Source organism: Bradyrhizobium sp. Kon37, assembly GCF_055807535.1.
Genome location: NZ_JBVVOY010000002.1, coordinates 264434 through 290921, shown reverse-complemented (window position 1 = coordinate 290921; position 26488 = coordinate 264434). Strand labels below are relative to the sequence as shown.

The 26488-nt window shown below is 64.2% G+C and carries 29 protein-coding genes; 16 read left to right on the top strand and 13 right to left on the bottom strand.

Annotation, left to right across the window (positions count from 1 at the left end; all coding sequences use genetic code 11):
• Positions 1-120: 120 nt before the first annotated feature.
• On the bottom strand, positions 121-2091 hold the full coding sequence (locus tag AC0L3J_RS05630) for a hypothetical protein (protein ID WP_473346326.1): 1971 nt from the start codon (positions 2089-2091) through the stop codon (positions 121-123).
• 245 nt (positions 2092-2336) lie between these two features.
• Here AC0L3J_RS05630 and AC0L3J_RS05625 point away from each other — a divergent pair, with 245 nt between their 5' ends.
• Positions 2337-4646 carry an NADP-dependent malic enzyme gene (locus AC0L3J_RS05625; protein ID WP_456764624.1) on the top strand — a complete coding sequence of 770 codons (2310 nt, stop codon included), beginning with the start codon at positions 2337-2339 and terminating at the stop codon, positions 4644-4646.
• 301 nt (positions 4647-4947) lie between these two features.
• Positions 4948-5400, top strand: coding sequence for a DoxX family protein (locus AC0L3J_RS05620; RefSeq protein WP_027569710.1), 453 nt, complete (start codon positions 4948-4950; stop codon positions 5398-5400).
• A gap of 11 nt (positions 5401-5411) precedes the next feature.
• Here the strand turns inward: AC0L3J_RS05620 and AC0L3J_RS05615 are convergent, their stop codons facing one another.
• The 4 genes from AC0L3J_RS05615 to AC0L3J_RS05600 form a co-directional block, all read right to left on the bottom strand.
• Positions 5412-5963, bottom strand: a complete 552-nt coding sequence (locus AC0L3J_RS05615) for a dihydrofolate reductase family protein (protein ID WP_456764623.1) — start codon at positions 5961-5963, stop codon at positions 5412-5414.
• A gap of 7 nt (positions 5964-5970) precedes the next feature.
• Entirely contained in the window at positions 5971-6996 is a 1026-nt protein-coding gene (locus AC0L3J_RS05610; protein ID WP_456764622.1) for a polysaccharide deacetylase family protein, read from the bottom strand.
• 164 nt (positions 6997-7160) lie between these two features.
• Entirely contained in the window at positions 7161-7727 is a 567-nt protein-coding gene (locus tag AC0L3J_RS05605; RefSeq protein ID WP_473346324.1) for a glutathione peroxidase, read from the bottom strand.
• A gap of 92 nt (positions 7728-7819) precedes the next feature.
• The gene (locus AC0L3J_RS05600) at positions 7820-9409 is read right to left on the bottom strand and encodes a L,D-transpeptidase (protein WP_473346750.1); all 1590 of its coding nucleotides are present in this window, start codon (positions 9407-9409) and stop codon (positions 7820-7822) included.
• Between the two features lie 208 nt (positions 9410-9617).
• Between AC0L3J_RS05600 and AC0L3J_RS05595 the strand changes: the two genes are divergently transcribed.
• Entirely contained in the window at positions 9618-10166 is a 549-nt protein-coding gene (locus tag AC0L3J_RS05595) for a CreA family protein (protein WP_247360644.1), read from the top strand.
• Positions 10167-10198: 32 nt separating this feature from the next.
• Here the strand turns inward: AC0L3J_RS05595 and AC0L3J_RS05590 are convergent, their stop codons facing one another.
• Positions 10199-10408, bottom strand: a complete 210-nt coding sequence (locus AC0L3J_RS05590) for a hypothetical protein (protein ID WP_473346323.1) — start codon at positions 10406-10408, stop codon at positions 10199-10201.
• 163 nt (positions 10409-10571) lie between these two features.
• On the opposite strand from AC0L3J_RS05590, the gene AC0L3J_RS05585 reads away from it, so the two are divergent.
• The gene (locus AC0L3J_RS05585) at positions 10572-10988 is read left to right on the top strand and encodes a hypothetical protein (protein ID WP_473346769.1); all 417 of its coding nucleotides are present in this window, start codon (positions 10572-10574) and stop codon (positions 10986-10988) included.
• A 35-nt stretch (positions 10989-11023) separates the two neighbouring features.
• On the top strand, positions 11024-11386 hold the full coding sequence (locus AC0L3J_RS05580) for a hypothetical protein (RefSeq protein ID WP_473346322.1): 363 nt from the start codon (positions 11024-11026) through the stop codon (positions 11384-11386).
• 3 nt (positions 11387-11389) lie between these two features.
• Here the strand turns inward: AC0L3J_RS05580 and AC0L3J_RS05575 are convergent, their stop codons facing one another.
• Complete coding sequence (locus AC0L3J_RS05575; protein ID WP_027517580.1) at positions 11390-11638, bottom strand: DUF6719 family protein; 249 nt, start codon at positions 11636-11638, stop codon at positions 11390-11392.
• Positions 11639-11705: 67 nt separating this feature from the next.
• A complete protein-coding gene (gene pdxR, locus AC0L3J_RS05570) occupies positions 11706-13178 on the bottom strand; it encodes a MocR-like pyridoxine biosynthesis transcription factor PdxR (protein WP_473346321.1) in 1473 nt (490 codons plus the stop codon).
• 75 nt (positions 13179-13253) lie between these two features.
• Between pdxR and AC0L3J_RS05565 the strand changes: the two genes are divergently transcribed.
• From AC0L3J_RS05565 to AC0L3J_RS05535, 7 genes are all read left to right on the top strand, one after another.
• The gene (locus AC0L3J_RS05565) at positions 13254-13979 is read left to right on the top strand and encodes a pyridoxamine 5'-phosphate oxidase family protein (RefSeq protein WP_473346320.1); all 726 of its coding nucleotides are present in this window, start codon (positions 13254-13256) and stop codon (positions 13977-13979) included.
• A gap of 55 nt (positions 13980-14034) precedes the next feature.
• Positions 14035-15312, top strand: a complete 1278-nt coding sequence (locus AC0L3J_RS05560; RefSeq protein ID WP_473346319.1) for an ArgE/DapE family deacylase — start codon at positions 14035-14037, stop codon at positions 15310-15312.
• Between the two features lie 264 nt (positions 15313-15576).
• Complete coding sequence (locus AC0L3J_RS05555; protein WP_473346318.1) at positions 15577-16386, top strand: alpha/beta hydrolase; 810 nt, start codon at positions 15577-15579, stop codon at positions 16384-16386.
• A 33-nt stretch (positions 16387-16419) separates the two neighbouring features.
• Positions 16420-17259, top strand: a complete 840-nt coding sequence (gene kynA / locus AC0L3J_RS05550; protein ID WP_473346316.1) for a tryptophan 2,3-dioxygenase — start codon at positions 16420-16422, stop codon at positions 17257-17259.
• An 8-nt stretch (positions 17260-17267) separates the two neighbouring features.
• Positions 17268-18470, top strand: a complete 1203-nt coding sequence (gene kynU, locus AC0L3J_RS05545; RefSeq protein WP_473346315.1) for a kynureninase — start codon at positions 17268-17270, stop codon at positions 18468-18470.
• Positions 18471-18639: 169 nt separating this feature from the next.
• The gene (locus AC0L3J_RS05540; RefSeq protein ID WP_473287098.1) at positions 18640-19041 is read left to right on the top strand and encodes a PaaI family thioesterase; all 402 of its coding nucleotides are present in this window, start codon (positions 18640-18642) and stop codon (positions 19039-19041) included.
• Positions 19042-19191: 150 nt separating this feature from the next.
• The gene (locus AC0L3J_RS05535) at positions 19192-19821 is read left to right on the top strand and encodes a GNAT family N-acetyltransferase (protein ID WP_473346314.1); all 630 of its coding nucleotides are present in this window, start codon (positions 19192-19194) and stop codon (positions 19819-19821) included.
• Positions 19822-19900: 79 nt separating this feature from the next.
• On the opposite strand, the gene AC0L3J_RS05530 is transcribed toward AC0L3J_RS05535, so the two are convergent.
• Positions 19901-20206: a hypothetical protein gene (locus tag AC0L3J_RS05530; protein WP_007591844.1), complete on the bottom strand. Its 306-nt coding sequence runs from the start codon at positions 20204-20206 to the stop codon at positions 19901-19903.
• A gap of 95 nt (positions 20207-20301) precedes the next feature.
• Positions 20302-20988 carry a DUF2161 domain-containing phosphodiesterase gene (locus tag AC0L3J_RS05525; RefSeq protein ID WP_473346313.1) on the bottom strand — a complete coding sequence of 229 codons (687 nt, stop codon included), beginning with the start codon at positions 20986-20988 and terminating at the stop codon, positions 20302-20304.
• A 141-nt stretch (positions 20989-21129) separates the two neighbouring features.
• On the opposite strand from AC0L3J_RS05525, the gene AC0L3J_RS05520 reads away from it, so the two are divergent.
• A complete protein-coding gene (locus AC0L3J_RS05520) occupies positions 21130-21477 on the top strand; it encodes a hypothetical protein (RefSeq protein WP_456764610.1) in 348 nt (115 codons plus the stop codon).
• On the opposite strand, the gene AC0L3J_RS05515 is transcribed toward AC0L3J_RS05520, so the two are convergent.
• The 3 genes from AC0L3J_RS05515 to AC0L3J_RS05505 all read right to left on the bottom strand — a co-directional run bounded on the left by AC0L3J_RS05515 (position 21478) and on the right by AC0L3J_RS05505 (position 23312).
• Positions 21478-22158 (bottom strand): SDR family oxidoreductase, encoded by a 681-nt coding sequence (locus tag AC0L3J_RS05515; protein ID WP_473346748.1) that lies wholly within the window; start codon positions 22156-22158, stop codon positions 21478-21480. It lies immediately after the preceding gene.
• 40 nt (positions 22159-22198) lie between these two features.
• On the bottom strand, positions 22199-22942 hold the full coding sequence (locus AC0L3J_RS05510) for a tyrosine-protein phosphatase (RefSeq protein ID WP_473346312.1): 744 nt from the start codon (positions 22940-22942) through the stop codon (positions 22199-22201).
• Between the two features lie 169 nt (positions 22943-23111).
• Positions 23112-23312, bottom strand: a complete 201-nt coding sequence (locus AC0L3J_RS05505; RefSeq protein ID WP_473346747.1) for a DUF2735 domain-containing protein — start codon at positions 23310-23312, stop codon at positions 23112-23114.
• Between the two features lie 541 nt (positions 23313-23853).
• Here AC0L3J_RS05505 and AC0L3J_RS05500 point away from each other — a divergent pair.
• From AC0L3J_RS05500 to AC0L3J_RS05490, 3 genes are all read left to right on the top strand, one after another.
• A complete protein-coding gene (locus AC0L3J_RS05500) occupies positions 23854-24888 on the top strand; it encodes a glutamine synthetase beta-grasp domain-containing protein (protein WP_007591833.1) in 1035 nt (344 codons plus the stop codon).
• 193 nt (positions 24889-25081) lie between these two features.
• Positions 25082-25783 carry a GrlR family regulatory protein gene (locus AC0L3J_RS05495; protein ID WP_473346311.1) on the top strand — a complete coding sequence of 234 codons (702 nt, stop codon included), beginning with the start codon at positions 25082-25084 and terminating at the stop codon, positions 25781-25783.
• An 18-nt stretch (positions 25784-25801) separates the two neighbouring features.
• Entirely contained in the window at positions 25802-26485 is a 684-nt protein-coding gene (locus AC0L3J_RS05490; protein WP_473346309.1) for a substrate-binding domain-containing protein, read from the top strand.
• Positions 26486-26488: the final 3 nt, after the last annotated feature.

Here is a 26488-nt window from a genome sequence, read left to right as displayed (position 1 = left end):
GCGAAGCGAAGCAATCCAAAATCTTTCCGCGGAGGGACTCTGGATTGCTTCGCTTCGCTCGCAATGACGGGGAGGGATTTTCGCCGCTCCAACTGCCGTCCCCGCGCGCAGCGTCGTCCCCTACAGCCCCGTCGACGCCTCGATCCTGAACTGCGCAAGCGCGCTCTGTGGGTCGGTTTGCAAGAGCTGCATCAATTGCAGCAGCGGGGCCTTGGCGCGCGGCGACAGCTTGATGGAAAGCGTCTGGCCCGGCGTCTCGACAAAGCGGGCGATCGCGTCCACGGCCGCGTTCGCATCCGGATTGGCGGAAGCAACTTGCTCCCGTTTAGCTTTGATGCTCTCGACGAGCGCCTGGCGTGCGGTATCGCGGCTGACATTCTGCATGCGCGCGAACTGTGCCGCGACGAGATCGACGACGCCGCTGTCGCGCAATGAGAATTCGAGCGTGCCCGCCTCGATCCGGGCCGCCTGGCCCATGAGCTGGGCCGGATCGGCCGAAAACACCTCGCGTGGTACGTTGCCGAGCGCGATATGCAATTGCGCTCTTGCGACCCCTCCGATGTCGAGGGTCGCTGGCGTCAGAACGAAGCCTTTTGACGATTCTGTCCAGACAGCGCCGAGATCGAGGTCGATCGCGAGCTTGTCTAAGCCGGCGGCTAGCAATGGAAGCTGCTTCGGATCGGAAGGATCTGTGGGCGTGACAAATTTGGCAACCACATGCGCCTTGCTCGGGATCGAGCCGACCATCTGCCCCCAGTCCAGGCTCAATGTGTCGATCATGACCAGCTTCTTGGTGGTCTTGAACGGCGCGGTCACGCCCTTGATCTCCGCGCCCGAGAGCACGCCAAACAGGCCCAGCATCTGAGCCGGCGAGGGCGGCTGTCCGGGATGGGTGAGGCTCGCCGCCCACCGCATAAGGTTCGTGATGCTGAACGATTTGAGTGCGAAGCGCTCCATCTTGATTTGCCCTTGTGGCGTCGGCGCATCGAGGCCTTCGAGCGCGAACTCGCCCTCTTGGTATCTGATGGACCTAAGCCGGGGCGTCCCTTGCGGGGTCGTCATCGACATGGTGCCGATCTCGATCTTGCCGACGCGAAGGCCTTCATAGAACCCGGCGAGCTTTTCCATGATCTCGCGCGATTGCGGCGGCGTCGGCGGGGCCGAGCTGTCCGCCGGCAGCAGCGCCAGGATCTCGGCGGGCCGGAATTTCGATGGTTGCACCGCGATGTCGGTGATGGCGATCCCGTCGACCTGCATTCGGATGCCGAGCGTCGAGGTCACGACATAAGTGCCGCTGGACATCTGCCCGTAGATACGATGATAGCTGTCGTCGTCGGCCTTCTGGGGATCGAGCGCAGCGGCGATCGCAGTCGAATCGAAATCATTGATGATGATGTCGGACACCTCGCCGGTCAGCTTGTCCGCCTTGCCCGGCTGCGGCACGTTGATCGTGAAACTGGCGCGCTCCGCCTTGATCGCGGCGATCTTGCCTTGGCCGAGCTTCTGGATCGCGAGGCCCGAATAGACGACCTCGCCACTGCCTCCGGCGCTTTTGCCCGCATCGAAGGCGACTGCGAGGGTTGGCGCTATCACGGACGAAGCCGTCACGTTTGCGTACTGGTCGAGCACGAAACGGTACATGTCGATCAGGGAGCCTGACGCCGGCGCGTTCTGAGCATGAATGGGACCGACGTAATCCCGCATGGTCAACTGCGGGACCTTGTAGGAGACTTTCAGCTTCCCGGGGCCGACCTCGTCGAGCGCGACCTCGAAGCCCGAGACATCGATGCTGTCGGCCGCGATGCGTGTCTCCTCGACCTGGCGGATGCCCACGCCCTTGATGGCGGCGATCTTGACATGCGCCTGTGGCTGGTTGGCAGGCTCAACCGCGATATCCTCGATCGTCAACGTCCGACTCGTCAGATCGAACGCCACCTTGCCGTGGCTCGCCTTGCCGCCGCTGGAGCGGATCTGCTCGAAAGCCGCCTCGATCTCGGCGGTGACGCGATGCTTTGCGTAGAGATTGAAGCCGAACCATCCGCCCGCGGCCACCACGGCCGCGACGATCAGGCCGATCAGGATTCGCTTCATTCCCAGCTCCAGTTGCTCGTTTTGCACTGCGCAACCTGCCATATTCGCAAAGCAACGCGCGGTCCAGGGAAAGTGAGCGCTATCAGATATTTGACCGCGCGCCCTGTTGATGGGGCCGCAATCGGATGTTGCCACCGGGGCGCCCGACGTGCTTCATCCCGTTTCCATGACCCGGAAATACCACCCGGAGGCGGGCCGGTCGGGACAACGTAGTTTGAGGCCGGTAACGCGAGGCGAGACACCGCATGTCGTCTTATTCCGATGATCTCCACCAGGCGGCGCTGGCCTATCACCGTTTGCCGCGCCCCGGAAAGCTCGAGATCCAGGCAAGCAAGCCGCTTGCCAACCAGCGCGACCTCGCGCTGGCCTATTCGCCGGGAGTCGCCGCCGCCTGCCTGGAGATCGCCAAGAACCCGGCGGAAGCGGCGACGCTGACGATCCGCTCCAATCTGGTCGCCGTGGTTTCGAACGGCACCGCCGTGCTCGGCCTCGGCAATATCGGTCCGCTGGCCTCGAAGCCGGTGATGGAGGGCAAGGCGGTCCTGTTCAAGAAATTCGCCGGCATCGACGTGTTCGACATCGAGATCGCGGCCGACACCATCGAGCGCGTAGTCGAGACCGTGGCCGCGCTCGAGCCGACCTTCGGCGGCATCAATCTGGAAGACATCCGCGGACCGGAATGCTTCGAGATAGAGGCGCAGCTGAAAGAGCGCATGAAGATCCCGGTCTTCCATGACGACCAGCACGGCACCGCGATCATCGTTGCCGCCGCCGTCACCAACGCCCTGCGACTCAACGGCAAGAAGCTCTCCGACGTGAAGATCGTAGCATCGGGGGCAGGGGCCGCGGCGATCGCGACCCTGAACCTGCTGGTGTCGATGGGCGCGCAGCGCAAGAACATCTGGGTCTGCGACATCGACGGCCTGGTGCATGAGGGCCGCAACACCACGATGGACCGCTGGAAGGCGGTCTATGCGCAGAAGACCGACAAGCGCACGCTTGGCGACGTCATCGGCGGCGCCGACATCTTCATCGGCCTGTCGGCACCGGGCGTGCTCAAGCCCGAGATGGCCAAGGCGATGGGTGACAAGCCGCTCATCATGGCGCTCGCGAATCCGACGCCGGAGATCATGCCGGAGGAGGCGCGCAAGGTGCGTCCCGACGCCATGATCTGCACCGGCCGCTCCGACTATCCGAACCAGGTCAACAACGTCCTGTGCTTCCCCTTCATCTTCCGCGGCGCGCTCGACGTCGGCGCCAGCGCGATCAACGAGGAGATGAAGCTCGCCGCCGTCGAGGCCATCGCGCAGCTCGCGCGCGAGGCGCCGTCGGATGCGGTCGCGCAGGGCTTCGACACCGGCGAGACGCAAGGTTTCGGCCCGGGCTCGCTGATCCCGTCTCCGTTTGATCCGCGGTTGATTTTGCGAATCTCGCCGGCGGTCGCCAAGGCTGCGATGGATTCCGGCGTCGCGACCCGGCCCATCACCAATTTCGACGAGTACACCGCGCTGCTCGAGCGCTTTGCCTTCCGCTCCGGCCTCGTCATGAAACCGATGTTCGCGAAGGCCAAGACCCAACCGGTGCGTGTGATCTACGCCGAAGGCGAGGACGAGCGGGTGCTGCGTGCCACCCAGGTGGTGCTGGAAGAGAAGCTGGCGACGCCGATCCTGGTCGGACGTCCGTCGGTGGTCGAGGCCCGCATCGAGCGCTTCGGCCTGTCGATCAAGGCCGGCAGGGACTTCGATCTCGTCAATCCCGAGGACGATCCGCGCTACCGCTCCTACGTGCAGTCCTATGTCGAGGTCGCCGGCCGCCGCGGCGTGACGCCGGATGCGGCGCGCACGGTGGTGCGCACCAACAACACCGTCATCGCGGCGCTCGCGGTGGTGCGCGGAGAGGCGGACGCCATGCTCTGCGGCGTCGAAGGCCGCTACATGAGCCATCTTCGCCATGTCCGCGAGATCGTCGGGTTCACGCCGGGGATCAGCGACTATGCGGCGCTGGCGCTGTTGATCACGAGCAAGGGCGCCTTCTTCATCGCCGACACCCAGGTGCGGCCCAATCCGAGCGCCGAAGAGCTCGCCGAGATTGCCTCGCTCGCGGCGGTCCACGTCCAGCGCTTCAACATCAAGCCGAAGATCGCCTTCGTCTCGCATTCGGATTTCGGCAGCTACGACACGGAATCCTCGCGCAAGATGCGCCGGGCGACCCAGCTTCTGAAGGAGAAGCATCCGGAGCTCGAGGCTGACGGTGAGATGCAGGGCGACACCGCGCTCTCGTCCGCGGCGCGCAAAATGGTGCTGCCGCACTCCAACCTCGAGGGCGAGGCCAACATCATGATCATGCCAAGCCTCGACACCGCCAACGTCGCCTATCAGATGATCAAGTCGCTGGCGGACGCGCTGCCCGTCGGTCCGATCCTGATCGGCCCGGCGCGCCCGGCCCACATCCTCACCCCGTCGGTGACGGCGCGAGGCATCCTCAACATGACCGCAGTGGCTGTGGTGGAAGCGCAGGAGCGCGCGTCGCGGCAGCAGCCGACGCTGTTTACGTAGGGGCGGGGCTCTTCACCTCGCCCCGCTTGCGGGGAGAGGTCGAATTCGCGCGCAGCTCGAATTCGGGTGAGGGGGACTCTCCGCGAGTCCAACTTTCACCGTCCCCGCCGAGGCTCCCCCTCACCCCAACCCTCTCCCCGCAAGCGGGGCGAGGGAGCGCACTTGCCGCGCGTCGGCACTTCGATGCTTTCAAAACGACTTTCGCCATTTCCCCGTTTGTAAACCGGCGAATGACTCTCCATAATCCTTCAGTGCTTTCGTCAAAATCCGGTTTCAAAAAGCCTGAGCAAAGAGGCCGATCATGCCAGCGTTCGTGACTTTCGGGCGGATACTGTTCGCCGTGCTGTTCATCTACACAGGCGCGGCAAGACTGTTTGCCATGCAGGCGACCGTTGATTTCATCGCCGCCAAGGTCGTGGTGCCCGACATGATCGCGCCTTACGCCAAGCAGGTCGAGACGGCGACGGCCATGACGACGCCGCAACTGCTGGCGATCGCGGTCGGCGTGCTCGAGATCATCGCAGGCGTGATGATCGCGCTGAATTTCGGCGCGCGCTTCTTCGCGATGCTGATGATCATCTATGTCGCGGTCGCGACCTTCCTGTTCTACGACTTCTGGAACCAGGTGCCGCCTGACAACGGCAAGATGCTGGTCGACGCGCTCAAGAACCTGTCGATCATCGGCGCGCTGTTCATGATCATGGGCTACGGCCGCGCCACGCGTCCGGCCGAGGCGGCCTACGGCGACGTGTGACGGCCAAACCACTATGTTCTGCGCCAGGGCGTGACAGTCACGTCATGCGCGGCGTCGAGCAGATACGGCGCGCCCGGCTTCAGCCCGTGTGAGGCCAGCACCTGCTGAGGCGTCCGCGCCGGTACTTCGACAAAACAGCCCTTGCCGCCGGGCAGCCGCAGATGCGGGGCTTCCGACAGCCAGAACGTGTCGTAGCGGTCCATGAACATGTCGAACACGAGGGGGCCGCCGATGATTGCGACGGTGCCGGAAGCGACATCGGCGAACGCGCAGGCGTCTTCGAAGCTGGCGTGGTCCGGATTCCACAAGGTCGCGTTCGGCATTTCGGGATCGACGGTCAGCGCCTTGATCTTGCGGTTCAGGATCAGGCGCTTGCGCTTGGGTGAATTCGGCTGCTGCTCGTGCGAGTGACGGCCGTGCACGATCAGCGCAGCGCGATCGAGCGCCTGCTCGAAGAACAGCTTGTCGCCTTCGAACTTCAGGCTGTCGGGCATGACATGCGCCGCGTCGGCGAGCATGCCGTCCGCGGAGACGATGACGTAGCCCTCGATGCGAAAGGACAAGGCGCGGCTATTCGGAAACCGTCGTCACGACGCTGTTGACCGGCCGGGTGCTCACCGTCGGCAGCTTGACGTCCTTGAGCAGCTCCTGGTCGTATTCCGGCAGCGTAGAGGCCGGGAACTTGGCGCGCATCGCCACAACCTTGTAGCCGCCGGCCTTCAGGCGCTTGAGCAACTCGGGCAGGGCCTCCGCAGTGTGCTTCTGGAAGTCGTGCATCAGGATGATGCCCTTGCCCTTGCCGTCCAGCTTCTTCATGACGGTCTCGACCACCTTCTCGGGCTTTGAGGCCTTGAAGTCGAAGGAGTCGATGTCGCAGGAGAAGATCGCCGTGTTGCGGTTGCCGAGATAGGTGACCATCTCCGGCGGATGCTGGAGCGCCGGGAAGCGGAAGAACGGCGAGGGCGAGATGCCGCCGAGCGCCCATTTCACTGCGGAAAGACCCTTCTCGATCTCTTCCTTGCGCTGCGCTTCTGTGAGCTTCTTGTTGTTGAGATTGGCGTGCGACCAGGTGTGGGTGCCCACGGTGTGGCCGGCCGCGTAGACCTGCTTGAGGATCTCCGGCTCGTAGGTCGCGTGCTTGCCGATCGAGAAGAAGATGCCGGTGGTGCACTCGTCGGCGAGCGCCTTCAGCACCGCGGGCGTGTTCTTCGGCCAAGGGCCGTCGTCGAACGTCAGCACCACCTCCTTGTCGCGCAGGAAGTCGAGCTCCTTGAAATGCTCGAAGCCAAAGCCGGGGCCACCGGTGGTGTCGATCTCGACCGTGCGGGCGACCCCGAGCGCGCCCGGCGTGTTGCACGCTGCGCGGGCGGGCTGCGGCGCCTGTTTTGGCGGGGGCGGATTGACGAAGCCCGCCGGCGCGGCTGCTGCTGCTGGAGCGGGTGCCGGAGCCGCAGCGGGCGCAGCTGCAGCCGGTGTTGCCGCCGGTGCGGCCTGCGTCGCGACAGCGGGCTTTGCAGCCGGGGTCTGCGACCATGCCGCGCCCGTCATCGCCAGAGACATCGCGCTCGCCAATATCAGTCCTGCCGCCACACGCATGGTGTTGTCCTCGAGATTGATCCCGTTGTTCCGCCGCGGCTTTTCGCCTCCGGCAAAACCATCCTGCCCCTAACGATCCTAGCCTAGATGGTGGGCCCTCGCCATTGCAACGGCTGTTTGGCGCGCCAGCCCAATTGTGCCCAACCGGGTTGGGACGCGTGGCGTCAAGTGTCGGCCAACGCCTTGGCGATCGCCGTCTTGATTCGCGTGTCGGCCGGCTCGACGGTGGATGCAAAGACGTCGGCGATATAGCCGTCCCGGCCGATCAGATATTTGTGGAAGTTCCAGCGTGGAACATCCTTGGGGCGCGCCTCTGCCGCCCATTTGTAGAACGGATGCGCCTTCGCACCGACCACGACAGCCTTGGCCGCGATTGGGAAGGTAACGCCGTATTGGTGGTGGGCGGTCTCCGAGATCTCACTGGTGCCGCCGGGCTCCTGTCCGCCGAAGTCGTTGGCAGGCACGCCAATGACGGTGAGGCCGCGTTGGCGAAACTCGCCCCAGATGTCTTGCAGGCCGGCATATTGCGGCGTGTAACCGCAGAGCGAAGCGGTGTTGACCACCAGCAGCGGTTTGCCGGTGAAGGCCGCAAGGCGGATGTCGTCGCCTGATAATGCCGGAAAGGAGAAAGCGTAGGCGGAGATCCGGCTCATGCCGCCATCGGCCAGTGCGCCTCTAGCAGATGCGGTCGTAGCGACAAGCGCGGCGAGCATGGTCCTGCGGTTCAACATGGCAACGTCCCCCGACGTGATCCGGAACGCACTGTACTCCGTCGGCGCGAGGCGCCTGCTCAACACCGCGTTATCGGACGTGGCGAGGCGCGTCAGTACAGGCGGACGATGAAGTCGGTGCCTTCGCCGGTCTCGCCCTGGTTGATGCCCTGGTCGGAGACGATGATCGAGCCGCCTGACGTCAGCATTTCGTTGATCTTCGCGATCGTGTCGGCCGGGATCGAGACGCGGTCGAGGGCCTCGGCCGGGCTATCCGGCGCGACCACAGGCTTTGCGGCGACGGGGATCACGGCCGCGCCACGCTGGCGGCCTGTCATGCGGCCGGTATCTTCGCGCGCGGCTGAGCGGACGGACACCGGCAAGGACACCACCGACCAATGCAGCGCATTGGAATCGGCCTTGTCGACTTCTGCGGTGAAGACATGCGTGCCGAGTGGCCGATCGCTCGCGGCGATCGTGACAGGCACCTCGAACAGCGGCGCAAAGTTCTGCCGCACGTAGAGCTTGGAATCCTTGCGGCTGATGAAGACCGCGATCTGGCCCGTCCGCTTGGGCGCTTCAGGTTTTGCCACGGGCGCCGGATCGGCAACGCGGGTCTCATCCTTCTTGACGTCGGGCGTGGCCGCCTGCGCTGCCGCTGCATCGGGCGTCTTCGCGGTTTCGGACTTTGTGGTTTCGGACTTCGGCGTCTCCGCGGCCTCGACAGGCTTCGCTTCAGTGTTCGCGGGCTGCGGGGCGTCTCCGGCCTGGGGCTTGGCCGCGTCCGCCGCCTCGGCGGTGTTGGTCTCGGGCTTTGCCGTTGTCTCGGTCTGGTCGGCCGATACCGGGGCCTCCTCGCGGGCCGGGGCATATCCGGTAGTTACGTCCGACATCACGGTGTGGCCGACCGACGAGCGCAGCTCGAGCACGCCGTCGGCGCTGGCGGTCTTCGTTTCGGCCGGGTTTGCTGCGGCGGCTCCGGTATTGGCGGCGCCCTTGTCGGCCTTGTCGCCGGCATTGGTCTGGGGCTCCAGGCTGGCCGCGGGTTGCGGCGGAACGCGCACCGAGGCAAGCAGCGGATGTGAGAAGTTTTGCGGCGACATCTGACCGGGCGAAACGATCACGCGCGCGCCCATCCTGGTCCAGTTCCACATCTTCACCGCGAACGCCATCGGCATGCGGATGCAGCCGTGCGAAGCCGGATAGCCCGGCAGCACGCCGGCATGCATGGCAACGCCCGACCACGTAATCCGCTGCATGTACGGCATCGGCGCGCCGCTATAGATGTTGGAGTGGTGGAATTTGTGCTTCTGGATGACGCTGAACACACCCATCGGCGTCGAATGGCCCTTCATGCCCGTTGACACCGGCGATTCCGCGAACACGCCGTTGGTGTCGTAGACCGTGACCTTCTGTCGGTCGATCGAGACGACGATGACGAGGGGACCTTGCGGTTTCGTGCCGGCTTCCTTTTCGGCAACGAGGTCTTTCTTGCCGGCCGCACCACGCTTCTGCGGCTTCTGGCGCGGGACTTCGGGATGGCGCTCCTGGCGCCCGTAGGACCCGTCGGAATAATCCGTCCAGTAATAAAACGCTGCGTCCGCCTGGCTCGCCGTGCCGATCGCACCCGCCGCCGTCAAAATGGCGACCTGCCAAAATCGCGCCGGCTTGGCAGAAAAACCAGACCCGTTCACGCTGTTCATCATCGAATCCATAATCCAAATCAGATGTTAGTCTCTCAGAGGGGATACGCGTTCACCAGCATGGCGGTTCTGCGATCAGCTACTTTTGTCCAAAGCGTAGCAAAAAAGCCTCACGGAGCGGTAAACGGCGGCCGTGTCGGCTTGCCGGTCGTCTTCCTGATCGGTCGCCCGATGCCTACATTGCTGGGACTTGTTACTGGAGAACTTCATGTCATCTCGTTTCCCCGGTCTTTCCAGCATCCGCTTGAAAGGCCTCGCTTTATTCCTCCTGGCGCTGACCGTGCCGGCAGCGTCCGCATCCGCCGCGGACGAGCCGGATCTGATCTTCCGCCGCTCGACCGTGTTCAAATGGATGAGCCCGAACGACAAGCTTGCGACCTATGGCCTCGACGACCCCGAAGTCGAGGGCGTGGCCTGTCATTTCACAGTGCCGGAGAAGGGCGGCTTCAAGGGCTGGCTGGGCCTTGCCGAGGAGGTCTCGGACATTTCGCTCGCCTGCCGTCAGGTCGGCCCGATCAAGTTCAAGAACAAGATGGAGCAGGGCGACGACATGTTCCGCCAGCGCCGCTCGCTGTTCTTCAAGAAGATGCAGATCGTGCGCGGCTGTGACGCCAAGCGCAACGTGCTGGTCTACATGGTCTATTCGGACAGGCTGATCGAGGGCTCGCCGAAGAACTCGACCTCGACCGTCCCGGTCATGCCGTGGGGACCGGCAGACGCAAACGTCCAGAAGTGCGGAGAGTTCTTCACCCAGTGACGCTCTTGCGTTCACTCAGTGAGGGTTTGTGTTCACTCGGTGATGTCAGCGCGGCTGGCGCGCGGTTTTGCAAGATGCGAGCCGGTCAGCCGCACGAATGATTGCGGCGTGGCCTCAAAGCCCCGGCTCGATTGCAGCGCCATTTCGCCAGGCGAATTGGCGCTGCTGCGAACAGGCCGTTGCTCCCGGCGGTCCGTTCGTTGGTCCGCATCGCGCGTCGTTGCGCGATTCTGCGCCGTCATGATGGCCGTTCCTCACATGAACGCGCTCGGTGATTCCGGGCGTCTCGGTCTCGATAGCTTGGGTCGCCGTCGAAGCGCCCCCGGTTCGACGGGACCCAGCCTTCGTTCGGCTTCTCTTCAGCAGAAAAACGTAAAACGCGTGTGAAGGGTGTGAGGCGGGATCATGACGGCGCCAGCGTTCCGGCGCGCATCCGAGTTCGCCCGGAACCTGCCAGGCCACATTGGGCGGCCGTGCGACCGGTCTGAAAAGATTGAGATTTTCCGTCGAATGTGTCGTCGCCGCGAGCGGGACGAAACAATTCTCACGGAGATGAAACCATTTTCCGGTTTTGGCGCATCACGCGCGAAACCGCCCATGGTTATCAACCTCACAACGACACGGCGCACGCCGGCCACCGAATTCGGAGAGAACTCCATGCGGACGCTCAGCCTCATCCTTGCTTTCGGTTTCGTGCTTGCCGGCTCCTCGTTCGCAGGCTCGCCGGATGGCAATGTCCCGGGCATCGGCACTTTCCAGTACAGCGGCTCGCCGATCATGACCCCGGCGCCGCAGCCGATCGTGGTCGCCGCGCGCTTCTGATCGCCAACAAGAAAAATCAGCCGATAAAGGCCATCATGCTTGTTCGTTTCTGCGCTGCGGCGTTCATATCCCTTCTGACAGTCAGTGCCGTTCAGGCGCAGGTGCGTTCTCCCTCCAGGTTACCCGATCCCCGTACCGAGTTCGTGAGGCAATGCGCGCCGCGCATGCTCGGGCGGTGGGAGCATCCGGAAGAGGTCTGCGGCTGCCTGCACGATCATGCTGCCGCCGTCGTCGAGGATCGCGATCTCCGCGAGGCCCTGCTGCGCGGCATCAGCGAGACCGGAGTGCCGACGATCGAGACCGATTGGGTGCCGGCCGCAAAGCAGACCGAAATCGGCCCGACCTTCACCAAGATCGCCAAGCCGACCCTGCAATGCATGTTCGATCCGGCGAAGTAGCGATCATCGCTTTGATTTCGGACCAAACCGCGACACGCAGGTGCTGGTCCGTGCGACGCCCTTGTCGGTCATCTTGGCGCCGCGCACTTCCTTGACCTGTCCGGCGGGGCAGGTTCCGTCGTCCACTTGCACGCGCTGGCCGAGCTTGAGATCGACGATGTCCTGCTCGCGTCCAACCGTGCCTGCACGCGCCGTCGCGGCGAGTGCGATGAAGATCAGGAGCGAGAGGCAAGTCGCGCGGCGTAGCAGCATGGTGTGAGCTCCCGGCATCGATGCCGCAATGTAGGGAGCGGCAGCCGATTCTCATAGTGAACGTTCGTCATGCCCGCCGGGCCGGCTTGCGCCGCGCACGCAAGGCCGCTCGCGATTCCCGCGCGAGCCGCTCGGCGGATGCCACGAGCTTCGAAACCGTGTGGCCGGAAAATCCCAGCACGAAACCGGGCAGTGGACGTGAGCGTGAATAGGTGTCGGCCAACAGCCAGCCTTCGGCGCCGGCGGCCTGCTTGGCGTCTGCCGCCACAGCCAGATCGACCGAGGGATCGAACCGGGCGACAAGATGCAGGCCCTGTGAGGGGACCGGCACCGACAGCACGCCGTCGGACGCGGCTTCGAGCGTCCCGGCCAGCGCGTCGCGCGCCTCGCGGTAAAGCTTGCGCACGCGCTTCAGGTTCGCCGCAAACGCGCCGGAATTGAGCATGTCGGCCACCGCGCCCTCCATCAGCGTGCCCGGAAAGCGATCGAGCGCGGCCCGCGCCGCGGTGACATCCGCAATCAAGCGCTCGGGCAGGGCGCAATAGCCGATGCGCAGGCCCGGAAACAACGTCTTGGCGAACGTGCCCATGTAGATCACGCGCTGGAGGTGATCGATCCCGGCCAGCGACATCAGCGGCGCGCCGTCATAACGGAATTCGCTGTCGTAATCGTCTTCCAGCACGAAGGCGCCGGCCTGCCTGGCCCAGTCCAGCAGCTCGAGCCGCCGCGGCATCGACATCTGCACACCCAGCGGAAACTGGTGCGACGGCGTCACATAGGCTGCGCGCGCGGACGGCGCCGCTGCGCGGCCTCTGGCGACACGCATGCCGTGCGCGTCGACGGGAACGGACACGGCACGATAGCCGCAATGCGCGATGGTTTTCCGCGCAGCGGGGTAGCCGGGGTCTTCGCACCAGACCTGATCATTGGGCTTCAGAATCGCGCTCAGCACGATGCGCAGCGCGTGCAGCGTGCCTGACGTCAGCATGATCTGATCGGGATCGCAGCGCAGGCCCCGCGCCGACAACAGATGATCGGCGATCGCCGAACGCAGCTCGCGGCTGCCGCGGGGATCGCCATAGTGCAGATGCTCCGCGCCGAAGGAGCGCATGCGACGGCCGACAAAGGCCCGGAAACGCTGCACGGCGCGCGCGTCGATATGGGTGCAGCCGAGTGAAAACGCGCCTTGCCCTGGCGTTTCGACGCTGATCTTCGGCCGCTTCGGCTCGGCTGCGCGCGCGGGGATGCGCGCGGCGACGAAGGTGCCGGAGCCGATGGTGGCGTCGGCAAAGCCGTCGGCGATCAGCCGCTCATAGGCGGTGACGACGGCATTGCGCCGAAAGCCAGTCTGTTTGGCCAGCGTGCGCGACGGCGGCAGCGGCTCGCCGGGTTTCACCAGGCCGCCGACGATCATCTCGCACAGCGCCTGGTACAGCCGGTGCGCCGACGAGGCGCCAGCCGTGATGTGCGGGCCTGCGAGATCGAGCGGTAGCTCGGCTTTCGCCGGCGAGGAGACAGAATTGGTCGGAATTTTTCGCATGGAATTGGCACTATCGCAGACCAAATCCGCGGCTACAACTGCCCTGGAAGTGTTCCAGATCCGACAGGAGCGGCCGTGAGCCAGACCGAGAACCCAAATTCCTATCCGACATCCGCGCGCAACCAGGTGAAGCGCCGTCACGACCGCGGCTTCTACGATCACGACACCGTTCATCGCATCCTGGATTCCTCGATGCTCTGCCACGTCTCCTACGCCATCGACGGCCAACCCTATTGCACGCCGACGTTTTTTTGGCGCGAAGGGACGAAGCTGTATTGGCACGGCTCGAGCGCCAGCCGCATGCTGCGCAACCAGACCCGGGGCGAGCGTGTGTGCCTGACGGTCGCCCATCTCGACAGCCTGGTGCTGGCGCGCTGTGGATTCAATCACTCGGCCGACTACCGCGCCGTGATGGCGTTCGGCACCGCCTATCTCGTCACCGATCCCGAGGAGAAGGAGCGCGCGGTCGTCGCCATGGTCGACCGCTTCTTCCCGGACCGCACCGCCAGCCTGCGAGCGAGCAACACCCAGGAGATCAAGGCGACCTCCTTTATCGCGATGGAGATCGAGGAAGCCTCCGCGAAAGTCCGCGCCAAGGGTGTCGCCGACGACGACGAGGACTATGAATTGCCGATCTATGCCGAGCGCATCCCGGTGCGCACCGTGCTCGGCGCGCCGGAGCCTTGCCCGCGGCTGCTCGACGGCGTGCGCCGGCCGGCGACACTGAATGGCTATTCGGAGGGCCGGCTGCTCGAAGATGCATTGCGGGATGCCTATTTTGCAGAGTACCCGAACGGCTGAAATCGGTTAGCTTGCGCTCCATCGATGACCATTAATGCCCGATTGGAGTTGCCGGATGAATGCCGAAACGCAGCAGAGGATTCTTGACGCCGTCGATGCCGGCTTCGAAGCCCAGCTCGCGACCACACGTGATTTCGTCGCGATCCCCTCGACCCGTGGGGCGGAGGGACCGTGCCAGGACATGATCGGCGACCTGCTGCGCGCGCGTGGCTACGAAGTCGACGACTGGCATATCGATGTCGACGACCTCAAGGATCTGCGCGGCTTCGGGCCCATCGAGCACGATTTTTCGAAGGCGCGCACTGTGGTCGGCACGTACCGGCCCAAAACTGAGGCGGGCAAATCGCTGATCCTGCAGGGCCATTGCGACGTCGTACCGGCCGGCCCGCTGGAACTGTGGGACACCCCGCCGTTCTCGCCCGTCATCAAGGACGGCAAGATGTTCGGTCGCGGTGCCTGCGACATGAAGTCGGGCACCATCGCAGCGCTCTCCGCGCTTGATGCGATCAAGGCCGCAGGCCTCAGGCCGACGGCGCGGATTCACTTCCAGTCCGTGATCGAGGAGGAGAGCACCGGCGTCGGCGCGCTCTCGACGCTTCAGCGCGGCTATCGTGCCGATGCCTGCTTCATTCCTGAGCCGACCGGCGGCAAGATGGTGCGGTCGCAGGTCGGTGTGATCTGGTTCCGCCTGCGCGTGAAGGGCCATCCGACCCACGTCGCCTTCGCCGGCTCCGGCGCGAACGCAATCATGGCGGCCTATCATTTGATCCAGGCGCTGCAAAAACTCGAGATCGAGTGGAACGAGCGTGCGAAAGCCGATCGTCACTTCAAGACGCTGAACCATCCCATCAACTTCAACCCCGGCATCATCAAGGGCGGTGACTGGGCCTCCAGCGTGCCGGCCTGGTGCGACGTCGATTGCCGGATTGCCGTGTTGCCGGGCTGGTCGATCGCCGATCACCAGAAGGAAATCATGGCCTGCGTTGCTGCTGCCGCGCGCAACCACCGCTTCCTCGCCAACAATCCGCCGGAGGTCGAATGGTCGGGCTTTTTGTCGGAAGGCTACGAGCTGACCGACGCCGCCGCGCCGGAAGCCGCGTTCGGCAGGGCCTTCAGCGCCGTCTATGGCGGCCAAATCGAGGACCTCGTCTTCACCGCGCTCACCGACACGCGCTTCTACGGCCTCAATCACGGTATCCCGAGCCTGTGCTTCGGCGCGAGTGGGGGCGAGATGCACGGCTTCAATGAATATGTCGATCTGGATTCGCTGAAGAAGACGACCAAGGCAATGGCGCTGTTCATCGCGGATTGGTGCGGGGTGGAGAAGGGATAGCGACAGGCTCGGCTCTCCCGGCCGTCGTTGCGAGGAGCCCTTGCGACGAAGCAATCCGGACTGCCACCGCGGAGGCAGACTGGATTGCTTCCGCCTTCGCTGAAGCTTCGGCGGACAAGTCGCTGCCCTCGCAATGACGGGAGCTGCCCAATCCACCGGCGTTCCAAAATCCTTTAAGCTTAAACTAAAGACTAGGATGCCGCCCACGCCGGTGGCAGACTGGCGCCAGGTCCACAAGGCCTTGAGTCCCTCGAGGAAGTCACGATGCGCGATTGGGATGACGCTTACGCCAATTCGGCCCATATCCCGGGCTCGGACAAGATACCGGCGCTGTGGGCCGAGCGGGCGGCGGCTTATCGCGCCGGGCTGAAGGAGTTTCGCGCTGACATCGCCTATGGTCCCGGCGAGCGCCAGCGCCTCGACCTCGTCCTGCCCGACGGCGACAGCAAGGGCCTCGTCGTGTTCGTCCACGGCGGCTACTGGATGCGCTTCGACAAATCGGCATGGACTGATCTTGCCGAAGGCGCGCGTCATCATGGCTGGACGGTGGCGCTGCCGAGCTACACGCTAACGCCGGCCGCGCGCATCTCCGACATTACGGCGGAAATCACCACAGCGATTGCCAAGGCGGCCTCGCTCGTCGCGGGCCCGATCCGGCTCGCCGGCCATTCCGCCGGCGGTCATCTCGTTACGCGCATGCTGTGCGATGACAGCCGGCTCGATCCCGCCGTCGCCAACCGCATCGCCGGGACGCTGTCCATCAGCGGCCTGCATGATCTGCGTCCGCTGCTCAAGACCAGGATGAACGAGACCCTGCGCATGACGATGGAGGAGGCGACGCTGGAAAGCGCGGCGCTGCATCTGCCGCGCGGGCCTTCGCCGGTGACCGCCTGGGTCGGTGGCAACGAGCGGCCCGAATTCATCCGCCAGTCCGATCTGATGGCCAATGTCTGGACTGGATTCGACGTGCCGACGCGTCTTGTCGTCGATCCCGGGCTGAACCATTTCACCGTGATCGACGCTCTCAAGGATCCGTCGTCGCCAATCACCGCGCGCCTGATCGGCCTCGACTGACGAGGCCTCAAAGATCGATCGAAAGGGCCTGCCATGACGTCCAGCCAATACGATCCCGCAAGCGAAGGCGCCGAGACCGATTTCGCCCGGCGCATGTCCTACGGCAACTATCTGGCGCTGGACGCGATCCTCGGCGCGCAGCATCCGCTGTCGGAAGCGCATGACGAGATGCTGTTCATCATCCAGCATCAGACCACCGAACTCTGGATGCGGCTCGCCATCCACGAGCTCAGCGCCGCACGCCGTTCGATCGCGAAGGATGAAGTGCAGCCTGCGATGAAGATGCTGGCACGGATGTCGCGCATCTTCGAGCAGCTCAACGGCGCCTGGGACGTGCTGCGCACCATGACGCCCAGCGAGTATACGCGCTTCCGCTCGCAGCTTGGCCAGTCCTCGGGCTTCCAGTCGCGGCAATACCGGTTGATCGAATTCCTGCTCGGCAACCGCAACCACGCCATGCTCAAGCCGCACGCGCACGATTTGGAAACCACGGAGCTGCTGGAAACCGAGCTCGCAACGCCAAGCCTCTATGACGAGGTGCTGCGGCTCGCCGATCGCAACGGGCTCAAGATGCCTGCGGCCGTGCTGGCGCGCGATGTTCGCGAGACCCATAGCTTCAATGAAGGTGTGCTGCAGGCCTGGCGTATCGTCTACGAAGCGCCGGAAACGCACTGGATGCTCTACGAACTGGCGGAGAAGCTGGTCGATTTCGAGGATTATTTCCGGCGCTGGCGCTTCAACCATGTGACGACGGTCGAGCGCGTCATCGGCTTCAAGCGCGGCACCGGTGGCACCGGCGGCGTCAGCTACCTCAAGCGCATGCTGGAGGTCGAGCTGTTTCCCGAGCTCTGGCGCGTACGCACGATCCTGTAGAGATATTCATGACCAAGCTTCGCGTCTACGACGACACCAAAGCGCTGTTCCATATGCCGGACGGGGTGATCTATCTCGACGGCAATTCGCTCGGCGCGTTGCCGCTTGGCGTTGCCGAGCGCGTCAGCCGCGTCATCACCGCCGAATGGGGCGACGAGCTGATCCGCGCCTGGAACACGGCGGGCTGGTACGCCCAGCCGCGTCATGTCGGCGATCGCATCGCGCGTCTGATCGGTGCGGAAGCCGGCTCCGTCATGGTCGGAGATACGCTGTCGCTCAAGGTTTATCAGGCGCTCGCCGCCGCGATCGACATGAACGCATCGCGCAAGGTCGTCCTGTCGGACAGCGGCAATTTTCCGACCGACCTCTATATGGCCGAAGGCCTGATCACGACGCTCGGCCGTGGCCATCAATTGCGCCTGGTCGCGCCGGAGGAGATCGAGGCTTCGTTGTCGGAGGAGATCGCGGTGCTCTACATCACCGAAGTCGATTACCGCACCGGACGGCGCCACGACATGGCGAAGCTGACTGCAAGAGCGCATGCGCTCGGCATCGTCACGGTGTGGGACCTCGCGCATTCGGCCGGGGCGCTGCCGGTTGACCTTGCCGGCACCAGCGCTGATTTCGCCGCCGGATGCACCTACAAATACATCAACGCCGGCCCCGGCGCGCCAGCCTTCCTCTACGTCGCGCCGCGCCACGCCCACAGCGTGCGCGCCGCTTTGTCGGGGTGGATGGGACACGCAAAGCCGTTCGCGTTCGAGCTTGCCTATGCGGCCGCCGGCGGCGTCGAGCGCATGCGGGTCGGAACACCGCCGGTGCTGGCAATGGCGGCGCTGGAGGCTTCGCTCGACATCTGGGACCGCGTCGATATCGCGGAGATCCGGGCCCGCTCGCTGGCGCTTGGCGATCTCCTGATTGCCGAGGTCGAACGCCGCTGTCCCTCCTTGAAGCTCGTTACGCCGCGCACCCATGAGTGCCGCGGCTCTCAGGTCTCCTTCGCTTTCGACGGCGGCTATGCCGTGATGCAGGCCCTCATCGCCCGCGGCGTCATCGGCGATTTCCGCGCGCCTGACATCATGAGGTTTGGCATCACGCCGCTGTATATCGGCGAGAGCGAGATCGTGCGGGCAGCGGAGCTCATCGAGGAGGTGATTGCGGGCGAGATTTGGCGGCGTCCGGAGTATCAGGTGGTGAATCCGGTGACGTGAGGTACGAAGCTGTCCCCCGTCATTGCGAGCGCAGCGAAGCAATCCAAAATCTTTCCGCGGATACATTTCTGGACTCCTTCGCTGCGCTCGCAATGATGACCTCGGACGTCATTGCATTGCCGTGCGGAGCAATTCACCCTGTGAGCAGAATGATTTGGGAGGAGATCCGATGACGCCACTCGAAAGACTTAAAGCGATGAAGATGCCGTTTGCCGAACTCAAGGGCGTCGAGTTCGTCGAGGCCGGGAAAGATCGCGTGGTGGCGCGGATGACGGTCAGGCCCGATCTCTGCACGCTTCATCACACCATCCACGGCGGCGCGGTGATGGCGCTGGCCGATTCCGTCGGCGCGGCGGCCACCGTGATCAATCTGCCGGAGGACGCCAAGGGCACGACCACGCTCGAGAGCAAGACCAATTTCATCGGCGGAGCCAAGGAGGGAACCACGGTGATCGCGACCGCTACCCCAATCCACAGAGGCCGGCGCACCCAGGTCTGGACCACCCGGCTGGAGACCGAGGACGGCAAGCTGGTCGCCGTGGTGACGCAGACCCAGCTGGTCCTCGTATGAATACGGGGGCTTGATTTTATTAACGAATTAGTCGCTGCCAATGCCCGAAACTTGGGCAGGTTCCCGTCTTGAAAAGTTTGTTGCGATGCACAATATTGGAGGCCTAGGGATTCGAACGCCTCCTCGAGGGACACCAAGAGGAGTTTTGACTTGTCACTCGCAGCAGATTTTGGACTTGAAGTAACCAGCCGCCCGAAGTCCGTTCAGGGCTACGTGCGCACCTTGAGCCAGCAGGAAGAATTGCCGCTTTTGCGCGATCATCTGCTGAGGCTCGATGCCGAAAGCCGGCACGACCGCTTCAATGGTTTTCTCGACGACAGTTTCATCGAGCGTTACGCCGCCCGTTGCGCCGAGGACGGCACCGTGATCGTCGCCTATATCGTCGACGGCGTGGTCCGCGGTGCGGCCGAGCTGCATCCGCCCGAGGGCGATTCGCTACCCGAGGTCGCCTTCAGCGTGGAAGCCTCGGCGCGGCGCCAGAACGTCGGCACCGTGCTGTTCAGCCGCCTGATCGCGGAAGCGCGCTGGAAAGGCTACAAGCGCCTGCGCATCACCACCGGCGCCGAGAATCACGCGATGCGCGCGCTCGCCAGGAAGTTCGGGGCGCATCTGCAATTCCGTCATGGCGAATCGACCGGAACGATCGATCTCGCCAAGGCGCCGGAGGACGAGTTCGCTGATCTCGCGGCCTCGCCATTCACGGCCGGCCGCGCTCTGATCAGCTTCAACTCGACCTGCTGGAAGATCATCTCCAGCATCTATGGCAATCGCGCCGCCTGACCCGAGAAAGCCGACTGGAATCAAAAAGCGGACCGGCAAAACCGGTCCGCTTTTGTATTGGATGTAGGGAACTAGGCCGTCAGGTGCCGGTGCGCTTGTCGTTGCCGAAGCGGCGCACGACACGGCGTTCGACCACCACCGAGCGCTGTGCACCCTGTTCGCCGGCGATCACGCGCGTCGAGGTGATGCGGCTGTTGGTGCGCACTTGTTTTTTGACCTCGGCCTGGACGACATCGAGCGGCATGCCCATCAGGGCTGCGGCGATCTCGGCCTGCTGCTCCTGATCATCGGTGATGCCGACGGCGGCGAAGATCGCCTCGTCCAGGGTCGGCGGATCGTGGCGCACGCGCCGCGTGCCATATTTGGTATTCCAGTCTGCGTTCATAACGGCCTCGTTTCGATGCCGGGATACCTAGTGCCGTCTATGTTGCATTGCAATATGAAATCGGTGTGGCATCACAGCTATGCACCGGTTGGGTGTCAGGGTGGTGACGCGACACCGGAAACATCCGCAACCCGCTGTTGTGGCCAGCGTTTCAGCGCCGCGTGGCCCGATTCCGTCAGCCGGTAGATTCCCCGCTCGGTGCGTTCGAACCAGCCATAAACATTGTTAAGCATGATCTTGCCGGCATCGGGACAGCGTTGGCGCAATTCACTCACCTTCCGCGGGCCTGCTGCAAGCTCCGAGGCGCAGGCCAGCGCCTGCTGCCGATAGGCCGTCATGATCGGCGCGCGCGTGCTGCCGCCCAGCACCGGATCGCCCTGGCGGCGCTGATGCTCTGCGACGAGGCGCGAACGGACCTTCGGCTCGCGCCGAGGGGCGGCCGTCGGCGGCTTCACCAGCACCTCGACCTGACCGCGGTCGGTCACTCCGAGCATGCCGAATCCGAGGCGGCGACAGAGGTTACGATAGCGTGCGTCGGTCTCGCGTCCCTTGCCGCGCACTGACATCTTTGCGGCAATCCAGACCTCGTCGCCGGCCGGTGCACGATCGACCGCCTGAAGGATCAGCTCGAGATTGAAGGTCAGCTTGAGCTCGCCGATCACGACTACCGGCGGATCGCCGGCGCTGAGGCCCACGAGATCGCAGCCGCCGATCTCGCCCTTGACCGTGAAGCCGAGCTCTTCGAGGAAGCGTTTGACAGGCAGGTAGAGCGCGGTTTCCAAAGGAAGCTTCCGAGTGTCACGTCCGGTTGGGAATCAGTACCGCGCAGTTTAGCCCGGAACGGCCCTACAGCTCTGCGCCATTTGATCGGGAACAGATGATCCGGCTATCCTGCGGGTGGGACAATCGGGCGCTTCACGAAGATGACCATCAGGAATGGGCTCTATCATATCCGCATCGAAATGCTGGATGCCGTCCAGGGTGGCAACCAGGGCGTCATGGTGATGCGCGACGGCACCATGCGGGGCGGGGATTCATTCTTCTTCGCCTACGGCAGCTACACCTCGGCCGACGGCAAGTGGAAGGGCGAGCTGACCAACGAGGAGCATTCCCCCTCGTTCGACGAGCGCCCGGTGTGGGGCCGCAAGGTCGTGACCATCGGCTTCAGCGGTACCTATAATGACGAGACCGCGTACGGCGAGGGCATCGCGCTCGCCGGCAAGCAGAGCATCCGTTTCAAAGGAAATCTCCGGCTCTTGGTGCCAGATTGACTACACCCGCCCGCCGACCGGAATCAGCGCGCCGGTGACGCCGCTCGCGGCATCGCTGGCGAGGAACAGGATGATTTCGGCGAGCTCCTGCGGCGTCACCCATTTGGCGAAGTCGGCTTTCGGCATGTCGGCGCGGTTCGCCTTGGTGTCGATGATCGAAGGCAGCACCGCGTTCACGGTCACCTTGCCTTTCCACTCGCTCGCCAGCGCCTCGGTGAGCCGGTGGACGCCGGCTTTCGACGCCGCATAGGGGCCCATGCCGGAGCCGGCCTGAAGCGCGCCCATGGCGCCGATATTGACGATGCGGCCGGCTGTGGACGCGGCCAGATGGGGCAGCGCCGCGTGTGAGGCGTTGAGCGCCGTCAGCAGGTTGAGCGCATGCATGCGCTGCCACGTCTTGACGTCGCCGTCGCCCACGGTCTCGAAGGCGAAGCCGCCGGCGATGTTGACCAACACGTCGAGCTTGCCAAAGTGTCTTGCCGCCGCCTCGACTGCCGTCTTTGCCTGTGCTGCGTCGGACAGATCGACGCCGCCGATCTCGATGCGCTCAGGCGTCGCGGAGATTTGCGATGGCGCATGGTCGATGCCGGCCACGCGCGCGCCGCGCGACTGCGCGGTCTCGGCGACGACTTTTCCAAGTGCGCCGAGTGCTCCGGTCACGATCAGAACCTTGCCTTGCATCATCGTTCTCCAGGCGCGGCCGTATAGGATTTATGCCCGCTTACGATTGCAAATAGCGCGCCTTCAGTGCGGTCCGCTCCGCTGTGCCGAGCTTGAGACCCTTGCGCAAGTAGGTTTCGAGGTCGCCATACTCGCTACCGACGGCCTCGAAAGCAGCGGCAAGATACGAGGCCTCGACGGTGCCGATCGCGTCGAGAACATCGGCGGGAAGATCGGAGACATTTGATGCGTCGCGCTTGTAGTGCTGGTTGGTCAGCAGATAGTCCTCGGCAATGACATCGTCAGCCACGCCGAGCGCATGCAGGATCAGCGCGCTGGCAAAGCCGGTGCGGTCCTTGCCGGCGGTACAGTGAATGACGAGCGGCGCGCGGTCCTCCAGGAGATGCCCGAACAGGTTGCGGAAACTGGCCGTGTTGTGGCGGACGTAGTTGCGATAGGATTCGCGCATGAGTTCGAGCGCCACCGGAGCGGTCAGCCTGCCCCTGGCGAGCTCGGCGCGCAGCGCGGCCACGACCGTCGGCTCGATCGGCAGTGAATGCACGGCGATCTCGCTGACCACGCAGACACCCGCCGCGCGCTCCTCGACGCCGCGAAAATCGAAGGCGCTGCGCACGCCCAGCGCGCGGACGATCTCGACATCGGCAGCAGTGAGCTGGCCGAGATGATTGGAGCGGAAGATCTGCCGCCAGCGCGTGTTACGGCCATCTGCTGTCGGATAGCCGCCGAGGTCGCGAAAATTGCTGGCGCCTTGCAGGGCGAGGTGGCGGGCAGGGGAATCTTTCATGGAGGTGTCTTGTCACGCATCTGAAGCGGTCGGTGACCGCCTCTGCGACCATATGATCCCGCAATCAAGTCCGGAATCAAAAAGGGCCGAAACTTCGTTGTTTCGACCCTTTTTCAAACTGACGCCGGACGCTTGAGAGGGCGCGGCGGTATTGAACCGAACGCGGGCATCAGCGATCCCATTTCGGCTTGGCTTCATCGACTGCTTCCTGATGGTACCAGCTACCGCTGCAAATCGTCTCGTTCACGGGGAGCGAGGCGTGGTTGGCGGGAAGGCGGGTCTCACCGTCGCGGCGCCCCCCGAGAGCCGAGCGGCCCCCGACAGGGAATTGGTAGATCTGTGCAGATCCGTGACTCAGTCCATTGTTCATCATTGCGGTATCTCCCGAGATCGCAGCGCTGGCCTCCATGGTGCGCCCGACTCGTTGGCTTGTGGTTACTGGAATCCCCATATCGGCCGTGCATTCCGAAATGCAAAGTGCTGAAAAGGAAATCAGCCTTGGCCTATTTTGTAGGCAGGTTGCATTCTGCTTCCTCTAAGGCAGCGCTCGGGTGGCTAACGCGTGGGCCGTTGCGAAGGTTGCGGGCGACGGTCGCAGACTTGGCGAATATTGCCGGACGTTGATGCGCGTTTAGTCGGCAACCTCAGGCCGGGGCCTGCCTGCTCCAGAATCGGGCGTTTTCCGCGGGATTTTTGCGGTGCAGCTTCACGCAAAGGTGCGCCGCTATGACGCACGGCGCACTGGCCGATCCGCCGGGAGGGAGAGGGGGCCGCCGGCGGTGGAAAACCTCCCGCGCTGCGGCCTTTTGGCACGTAAAATGCTTGGAAAGGGTCGGCCGATGTTGGCCGGGTAAACAATCGTGCGGGGGCCCTGCGGCCCCCACCTTTCGCATCATCTACAGAGAGGCTCAATGACCAAGTATAAGCTCGAGTACATCTGGCTCGACGGATATACGCCGACTCCGAACTTGCGCGGCAAAACTCAGATCAAGGAATTCGCGTCGTTTCCGACGCTCGAGCAGCTTCCGCTCTGGGGCTTCGATGGCTCCTCCACCCAGCAGGCTGAAGGCCACAGCTCCGATTGCGTGCTGAAGCCGGTCGCGGTGTTCCCGGATGGCGCCCGCACCAACGGCGTGCTCGTGATGTGCGAAGTCATGATGCCCGACGGCAAGACCCCGCACTCGACCAACAAGCGCGCCACCATCCTCGACGATTCCGGCGCCTGGTTCGGGTTCGAGCAGGAATACTTCTTCTACAAGGACGGCCGTCCGCTCGGCTTCCCGGCCTCCGGCTATCCGGCGCCGCAGGGTCCGTACTACACCGGCGTCGGCTTCTCGAACGTCGGCGACGTCGCCCGCAAGATCGTCGAAGAGCATCTCGACCTCTGCCTGGCTGCCGGCATCAACCATGAAGGCATCAACGCGGAAGTCGCGAAGGGCCAGTGGGAATTCCAGATCTTCGGCAAAGGCTCCAAGAAGGCCGCTGACGAAATGTGGATGGCCCGCTACCTGATGCTGCGCCTGACCGAGAAGTACGGCATCGACATCGAGTTCCACTGCAAGCCGCTCGGCGACACCGACTGGAACGGCTCCGGCATGCATGCCAACTTCTCGACCGAGTATATGCGTACGGTCGGCGGCAAGGAGTACTTCGAGGCGCTGATGGCGGCGTTCGACAAGAACCTGATGGACCACATCGCCGTCTACGGCCCGGACAACGACAAGCGTCTGACCGGCAAGCACGAGACCGCGCCCTGGAACAAGTTCAGCTACGGCATTGCCGATCGCGGTGCTTCGATCCGCGTGCCGCACTCCTTCGTCAACAACGGTTACAAGGGCTATCTGGAAGACCGTCGTCCGAACTCGCAGGGCGACCCATACCAGATCGCTTCGCAGATCCTGAAGACGATCGCCTCCGTGCCGGCCGACAAGAAGGCCGCCGCCTAAATCCTCCCGGCCCGGGCTGGGGGCTGGCCCGGGTTGGACTTCGATCCGCCGAAGCCGAAAGGCTTCGGCGGATTTTTCGTTCCGATGACAGCCGTTGCGGAAGACCCCTCGGACATCATGGCGCGAAACTTGTCCATCGCCGCCGAAAGCGGGATAGAGTGCGTCTGGATGCGTGCAGGGCCGGGGACGGCTGGTGTTTGAAGGCTTCTACAAGACGAGATTTCAGCTCGGCGACGCCGTCGGCCGGAGCGTGATGCATGCTGGCAACGGCAAGATGCTCGGTGGCAATTCGGCCTTCGCCCATATCGGCACCTACGCCAAGACCGAAGCCGGCATCGACATCGTGATCAGCACGGTCCGCCACAACCCCGATCCGAACTACCGCGCCATGGCGGGCACGGACGATGCGACCCTGCTGGCCAAGGGCTGGGCCGACGGCGATCTCTATCGCTTCAAGGGCGAGCTCAAGGAGCTGCCCGGCGTACCCTTTCAATCGTTGATGACGCCGATCACCGAAGACGAGATGCCGATCGCCGGCGGCGTCGGCGAGGCCGGCATCGCCGACGGGCTCTACTCGGTGCATGTGCGCATGCTCGATGGCGTCGACGGCGGTCTCACCGGCGTGATGCTGCTCAACAAGGGCCGCATCCTCGGCGGCGATGCATCATTCTACTATCTCGGCAGCTACACCGCCGCCAACGGTCGCTGGAAGGGCCAGATCCTCAATCAGGAGCACACGCCGGCCAAGGACGATCCGATCTTCGGCGGCCACGAGGTCGGCATCGGCTTCTCCGGCACTTATGACGCCGAGGAGGCGGTGCTGGAGGCAACGGCGCTCGCCGGCAAGCGCAGCCTGCGCCTGACCGCCGCGCTCAAGCTGATGCACCGCGCCTGATCGCCACGGGAATAGCTCATGGAAACAATTCGCATGCTTTCGACGCTCGGCCTGATGGGCGCGATGCGCAGCCTGTCCTCAGCGTATGAGACCGCGACCGGCGTCCGCATCGAGGCCGATTTCGCGCCGACCCTGGCACTGCTCAAGCGGTTGCGGGACGGGGAGGCCGCCGATCTCGTGATCCTCACCCGCGAAGGGCTCGACGAGATGATCGGCGAGGGCCGCGTCGTCTCAGGGAACGCGGCCGATCTCGCGCGCTCCTTCGTCGGCATCGCAGTGCGGGCAGGGCAAGCACATCCCGATATCGCCACGGAATCCGCGCTGCGCAACACCCTGCTTGCGGCGCGGTCCGTGGCCTATTCGCGGCTGGGGGCGAGCGGGGTCTATTTCGCCCGGTTGATCGCGCAGATGGGGATCGCAGCCCAGATCAATGCCAAGGCCACCATCGTCGAGCAGGGCTTTACCGCGGAGCGGCTCGTGAGCGGCGAGGCCGACCTCGCCGTGCAGCAGATCAGCGAGCTGAAGCAGGTCGAGGGCATCGAGGTGGTCGGCCCGGTCCCGCACGATCTGCAAACGCCGGCCGTGTTCTCCGCCGGCCGGATGGCCAACGCCGAGCATGCCGACGCCGCGGATCGGCTGCTGGCCTATCTGGCATCGCCCGAGGTCGTCCCCGTCTTGCGTCAATCGGGACTCGAGCCTTGAATT

Coding starts and splice junctions, on each gene's coding strand:
- AC0L3J_RS05580 (WP_473346322.1), top strand. CDS start 11,024: ATGCTTGTTCGTTTCTGCGCTGCGGCGTTCATATCCCTTCTGACAGTC.
- AC0L3J_RS05605 (WP_473346324.1), bottom strand. CDS start 7,727: ATGTTGAACCGCAGGACCATGCTCGCCGCGCTTGTCGCTACGACCGCA.
- AC0L3J_RS05540 (WP_473287098.1), top strand. CDS start 18,640: ATGACGCCACTCGAAAGACTTAAAGCGATGAAGATGCCGTTTGCCGAA.
- AC0L3J_RS05585 (WP_473346769.1), top strand. CDS start 10,572: ATGACGGCGCCAGCGTTCCGGCGCGCATCCGAGTTCGCCCGGAACCTG.
- AC0L3J_RS05515 (WP_473346748.1), bottom strand. CDS start 22,158: ATGCAAGGCAAGGTTCTGATCGTGACCGGAGCACTCGGCGCACTTGGA.
- AC0L3J_RS05520 (WP_456764610.1), top strand. CDS start 21,130: ATGACCATCAGGAATGGGCTCTATCATATCCGCATCGAAATGCTGGAT.
- AC0L3J_RS05620 (WP_027569710.1), top strand. CDS start 4,948: ATGCCAGCGTTCGTGACTTTCGGGCGGATACTGTTCGCCGTGCTGTTC.
- kynA (WP_473346316.1), top strand. CDS start 16,420: ATGACGTCCAGCCAATACGATCCCGCAAGCGAAGGCGCCGAGACCGAT.
- AC0L3J_RS05600 (WP_473346750.1), bottom strand. CDS start 9,409: ATGAACAGCGTGAACGGGTCTGGTTTTTCTGCCAAGCCGGCGCGATTT.
- AC0L3J_RS05555 (WP_473346318.1), top strand. CDS start 15,577: ATGCGCGATTGGGATGACGCTTACGCCAATTCGGCCCATATCCCGGGC.
- AC0L3J_RS05610 (WP_456764622.1), bottom strand. CDS start 6,996: ATGCGTGTGGCGGCAGGACTGATATTGGCGAGCGCGATGTCTCTGGCG.
- AC0L3J_RS05560 (WP_473346319.1), top strand. CDS start 14,035: ATGAATGCCGAAACGCAGCAGAGGATTCTTGACGCCGTCGATGCCGGC.
- AC0L3J_RS05500 (WP_007591833.1), top strand. CDS start 23,854: ATGACCAAGTATAAGCTCGAGTACATCTGGCTCGACGGATATACGCCG.
- AC0L3J_RS05625 (WP_456764624.1), top strand. CDS start 2,337: ATGTCGTCTTATTCCGATGATCTCCACCAGGCGGCGCTGGCCTATCAC.
- AC0L3J_RS05510 (WP_473346312.1), bottom strand. CDS start 22,942: ATGAAAGATTCCCCTGCCCGCCACCTCGCCCTGCAAGGCGCCAGCAAT.
- pdxR (WP_473346321.1), bottom strand. CDS start 13,178: ATGCGAAAAATTCCGACCAATTCTGTCTCCTCGCCGGCGAAAGCCGAG.
- AC0L3J_RS05490 (WP_473346309.1), top strand. CDS start 25,802: ATGGAAACAATTCGCATGCTTTCGACGCTCGGCCTGATGGGCGCGATG.
- AC0L3J_RS05595 (WP_247360644.1), top strand. CDS start 9,618: ATGTCATCTCGTTTCCCCGGTCTTTCCAGCATCCGCTTGAAAGGCCTC.
- AC0L3J_RS05575 (WP_027517580.1), bottom strand. CDS start 11,638: ATGCTGCTACGCCGCGCGACTTGCCTCTCGCTCCTGATCTTCATCGCA.
- AC0L3J_RS05630 (WP_473346326.1), bottom strand. CDS start 2,091: ATGAAGCGAATCCTGATCGGCCTGATCGTCGCGGCCGTGGTGGCCGCG.
- AC0L3J_RS05530 (WP_007591844.1), bottom strand. CDS start 20,206: ATGAACGCAGACTGGAATACCAAATATGGCACGCGGCGCGTGCGCCAC.
- kynU (WP_473346315.1), top strand. CDS start 17,268: ATGACCAAGCTTCGCGTCTACGACGACACCAAAGCGCTGTTCCATATG.
- AC0L3J_RS05505 (WP_473346747.1), bottom strand. CDS start 23,312: ATGAACAATGGACTGAGTCACGGATCTGCACAGATCTACCAATTCCCT.
- AC0L3J_RS05590 (WP_473346323.1), bottom strand. CDS start 10,408: ATGACGGCGCAGAATCGCGCAACGACGCGCGATGCGGACCAACGAACG.